The following is a 3462-nucleotide window of genomic DNA, read 5'->3' as shown; positions in this document are numbered from 1 at the left end:
TCAATCCCCCCCTCACCGCCATATTCGAGATGAGAGCCTGTACGCAAGTACGGGCTCTTTTCTTTTATATTCTCCGCTGGGGGGACGCCCCCCGGGAAAAGCGAATCCCGAAGCTAATCCTCCTCCATTCGCTGATACTCTTCGCTGAGGTAATCCACCAGCGCTCTAACGGAGGGCAGCAGCCCGCGCCGGGAGGCAAATACCGCATGGATCACTTCCCGCCGCGGCTGCCACTCATCCAGTACCACCTCTAACTCCCCTGACGCCAGCTGATCGCGCACCATCAATAAAGGAAGCTGCACCACCCCCACGCCGGCTATCGCCGCCTCGCGCAGCGCCAGCATATCGGTGGTCACCATTCGCGGCGTGAAATACACCTCCGCCCTTGCCCCTTCAGGCCCGGTAAGCTGCCATTTATGCTGATGCTTGTTCGCCCCCAGGCTGAGCCCCGGCCAGTCGCTCAGCTCAGACGGCGCCTGCGGGCGTCCGAGCCGGGAAATCAGCTGCGAACTGGCCACCAGCCGGTGCCCGCGGTCCGCCAGCACGCGCATCACCAGGTCGCTGTCCTCGATTGGCCGGGGACGGACGCGGATCGCCACATCAATGCCCTCACCGACCACATCCACCCGGCGGTTGGTCGCCTCAAGATGCAATGTTACCCCGGGATAGCGCGCCATAAATCGCGCCAGCATCGGTCCGATATGGACATGCAGCAAGGTGACCGGACAGGTGATCCTGACGCTGCCGCGCGGCTCGGCGCGCAGCGTGTCGACCGCCTGCTGCGCCGCCTCGGCCTCAATCAGCATCGCTTTGCAATGCTGGTAAAAGGTCTGCCCGACCTCGGTGACCGCGAACTGGCGAGTGGTTCGCTGAATCAAACGCACGCCCAACCGCTCCTCGAGTTGCGCAATACGGCGGCTGAGCTTGGATTTCGGCTGGTCAAGCGCTCGCCCCGCCGCGGCGAAACCGCCATGGTCCACGACCTGGACAAACCAGGCGAAGTCATTGAGATCCTGCATCCTTCCTCCATTGTTCCATTTTTGGAACAGTATAGGTCATTTTTGCTTACTACCGCACACGTCGTCCCGGATATAAGCTTATTCACATCAGATACCGATACACAGGAGAAAGCCATGAAACAGATTACAGGAGTCTACACCGCGCCTGCGCAGCATTGGGTAGGCGACGGCTTCCCGGTTCGTTCGATGTTTTCCTATCAGACGCACGGCCAGCAGTTGAGCCCCTTCTTACTGCTCGACTATGCCGGGCCGTACACCTTCCCGGCAGGCAGCGATAAACGCGGCGTCGGTGAGCATCCGCATCGCGGATTCGAAACCGTCACTATCGTCTACGCCGGTGAAGTAGAGCATCGTGACTCAACCGGACGCGGCGGGGTGATCGGCCCAGGCGACGTGCAATGGATGACGGCCGGCGCCGGGATCCTGCACGAAGAGTTCCACTCGGAGGCCTTCACCCGCAGCGGCGGCGAGCTGAAGATGATCCAGCTGTGGGTCAACCTGCCCGCCAAAGACAAAATGACGGCCCCCGGCTACCAGAGCATTACCGCCGGGACAATCCCCACCGCCGCGCTGGCGAATGGCGCCGGACAGGTTCGGGTTATTGCCGGCCAGTATGACGACGTCAGCGGCCCGGCCCATACCTTCTCACCGCTTAACGTGTGGGATCTGCAGCTGAATCAGGGGCACGACCTCACGCTTCGCCAGCCGGAAGGCTGGAGTACTGCGCTGGTGGTACTGGAAGGGGAAGTGATCATCAACGGTTCCGAATCCGCCCGCGAAGGCCAGCTCGCCGTCCTGAGCCAGGCAGGAGACGCACTACACCTGGAGGCGACAACCCAGGCAAAAGTTCTGCTGATGGCCGGCGAACCGCTGCAGGAGCCGATTGTGGGCTATGGCCCCTTTGTCATGAATAACAAAACACAGATCGCAGAAGCCGTTCGCGATTTTAACAGCGGCCGCTTTGGCCAAATCTAACTCATTGAGGTGAATACTATGTCTACTCCCGCTAACTTTAACGGTGCTCGTCCGGTGATTGATGTCAACGATACCGCCATGCTGTTGATTGACCACCAGAGCGGCCTGTTCCAGACCGTCGGCGATATGCCGATGCCAGAGCTGCGCGCTCGCGCCGCCGCGCTGGCGAAGATGGCCTCGCTTGCCGGGATCCCGGTGATCACCACCGCTTCCGTGCCGCAGGGGCCGAACGGTCCGCTGATCCCGGAGATTCATGAGAACGCGCCGCATGCGAAATACATCGCCCGTAAAGGCGAGATCAACGCCTGGGATAACCCGGAATTCGTCGCAGCGGTGAAAGCGACCGGTCGCAAAACGCTGATTATCGCCGGGACCATCACCAGCGTCTGCATGGCCTTCCCGGCGATTGCCGCCGTCGCCGACGGTTATAAAGTGTTTGCCGTGATTGACGCTTCCGGCACCTACAGCAAAATGGCGCAGGAGATCACCCTGGCTCGCGTGGTACAGGCCGGCGTAGTGCCGATGGATACCGCCGCCGTCGCCTCTGAGCTACAGCGTACCTGGAATCGCCCGGACGCCGCAGAATGGGCGGAGGTGTACACCAAAGTCTTCCCGGCCTACCAGCTGCTGATCGAAAGCTACAGCAAAGCGCAGGACGTCGTGAAGAATAACGAACAGCTTGATTCCCAGCGCTAAAACGCCTGCCCCGCTACGTCGCAGCGGGGCGTTGTTCATTGCGTGAGCGGTCGGTAAAGAAAGAAGAAATTATGCTTGACCGTTTAAACGCAACTCCCTATAGTAGCGCCCCGTTGCCCACCCAAGGTGAGCAGCAAGACAATATGGTGAGGTGTCCGAGTGGCTGAAGGAGCACGCCTGGAAAGTGTGTATACGGCAACGTATCGGGGGTTCGAATCCCCCCCTCACCGCCATATTCGAGATGAGAGCCTGTACGCAAGTACAGGCTCTTTTCTTTTATATTCTCCGCTGGGGGGGATGAGAACCCCCGACCGGGGTTCGACAACTGGCAACGCCAGTTGGACAGACCGCGAGCCCGCGAGCGGGCTGCCCCGCAGGGGCGAGCGAAGCGAGTCAATCCCCCCCTCACCGCCATATTCGAGATGAGAGCCTGTACGCAAGTACAGGCTCTTTTCTTTTATATTCTCCGCTGGGGGGGATGAGAACCCCCGACCGGGGTTCGACAACTGGCGCAGCCAGTTGGACAGACCGCGAGCCCGCGAGCGGGCTGCCCCGCAGGGGCGAGCGAAGCGAGTCAATCCCCCCCTCACCGCCATATTCGAGATGAGAGCCTGTACGCAAGTACAGGCTCTTTTCTTTTATATTCTCCGCTGGGGGGGATGAGAACCCCCGACCGGGGTTCGACAACTGGCGCAGCCAGTTGGACAGACCGCGAGCCCGCGAGCGGGCTGCCCCGCAGGGGCGAGCGAAGCGAGTCAATCCCCCCCTCACC

General features: G+C 60.9%; 3 protein-coding genes, 1 tRNA gene and 2 other RNA genes. 5 read left to right on the top strand and 1 reads right to left on the bottom strand.

Annotated features, from left to right (window positions below; genetic code table 11):
- Positions 1 to 113 precede the first annotated feature (113 nt).
- Positions 114 to 1019: a LysR family transcriptional regulator gene (locus QLG03_RS06015; RefSeq protein ID WP_023289111.1), complete on the bottom strand. Its 906-nt coding sequence runs from the start codon at positions 1017 to 1019 to the stop codon at positions 114 to 116.
- 114 nt (positions 1020 to 1133) lie between these two features.
- On the opposite strand from QLG03_RS06015, the gene QLG03_RS06010 reads away from it, so the two are divergent.
- The 5 genes from QLG03_RS06010 to QLG03_RS05990 all read left to right on the top strand — a co-directional run bounded on the left by QLG03_RS06010 (position 1134) and on the right by QLG03_RS05990 (position 3285).
- Positions 1134 to 1994, top strand: a complete 861-nt coding sequence (locus QLG03_RS06010) for a pirin family protein (RefSeq protein WP_023289110.1) — start codon at positions 1134 to 1136, stop codon at positions 1992 to 1994.
- Between the two features lie 18 nt (positions 1995 to 2012).
- Positions 2013 to 2690, top strand: coding sequence for an isochorismatase family protein (locus QLG03_RS06005; RefSeq protein WP_002898927.1), 678 nt, complete (start codon positions 2013 to 2015; stop codon positions 2688 to 2690).
- 145 nt (positions 2691 to 2835) lie between these two features.
- A tRNA-Ser gene (locus QLG03_RS06000) sits at positions 2836 to 2923 on the top strand.
- 43 nt (positions 2924 to 2966) lie between these two features.
- A non-coding RNA gene (locus QLG03_RS05995) (RtT sRNA) lies at positions 2967 to 3104 on the top strand.
- A gap of 43 nt (positions 3105 to 3147) precedes the next feature.
- Positions 3148 to 3285, top strand: a non-coding RNA gene (locus QLG03_RS05990) — RtT sRNA.
- Positions 3286 to 3462 lie beyond the last annotated feature (177 nt).

The sequence above is a fragment of the Klebsiella sp. V115_8 genome (genome assembly GCF_029967715.1).
In the GTDB taxonomy this organism is placed as follows: Bacteria; Pseudomonadota; Gammaproteobacteria; order Enterobacterales; family Enterobacteriaceae; genus Klebsiella; species Klebsiella quasipneumoniae.
This window is presented reverse-complemented; position numbering and strand designations above follow the sequence as displayed.

Coding starts and splice junctions, on each gene's coding strand:
- QLG03_RS06005 (WP_002898927.1), top strand. CDS start 2,013: ATGTCTACTCCCGCTAACTTTAACGGTGCTCGTCCGGTGATTGATGTC.
- QLG03_RS06010 (WP_023289110.1), top strand. CDS start 1,134: ATGAAACAGATTACAGGAGTCTACACCGCGCCTGCGCAGCATTGGGTA.
- QLG03_RS06015 (WP_023289111.1), bottom strand. CDS start 1,019: ATGCAGGATCTCAATGACTTCGCCTGGTTTGTCCAGGTCGTGGACCAT.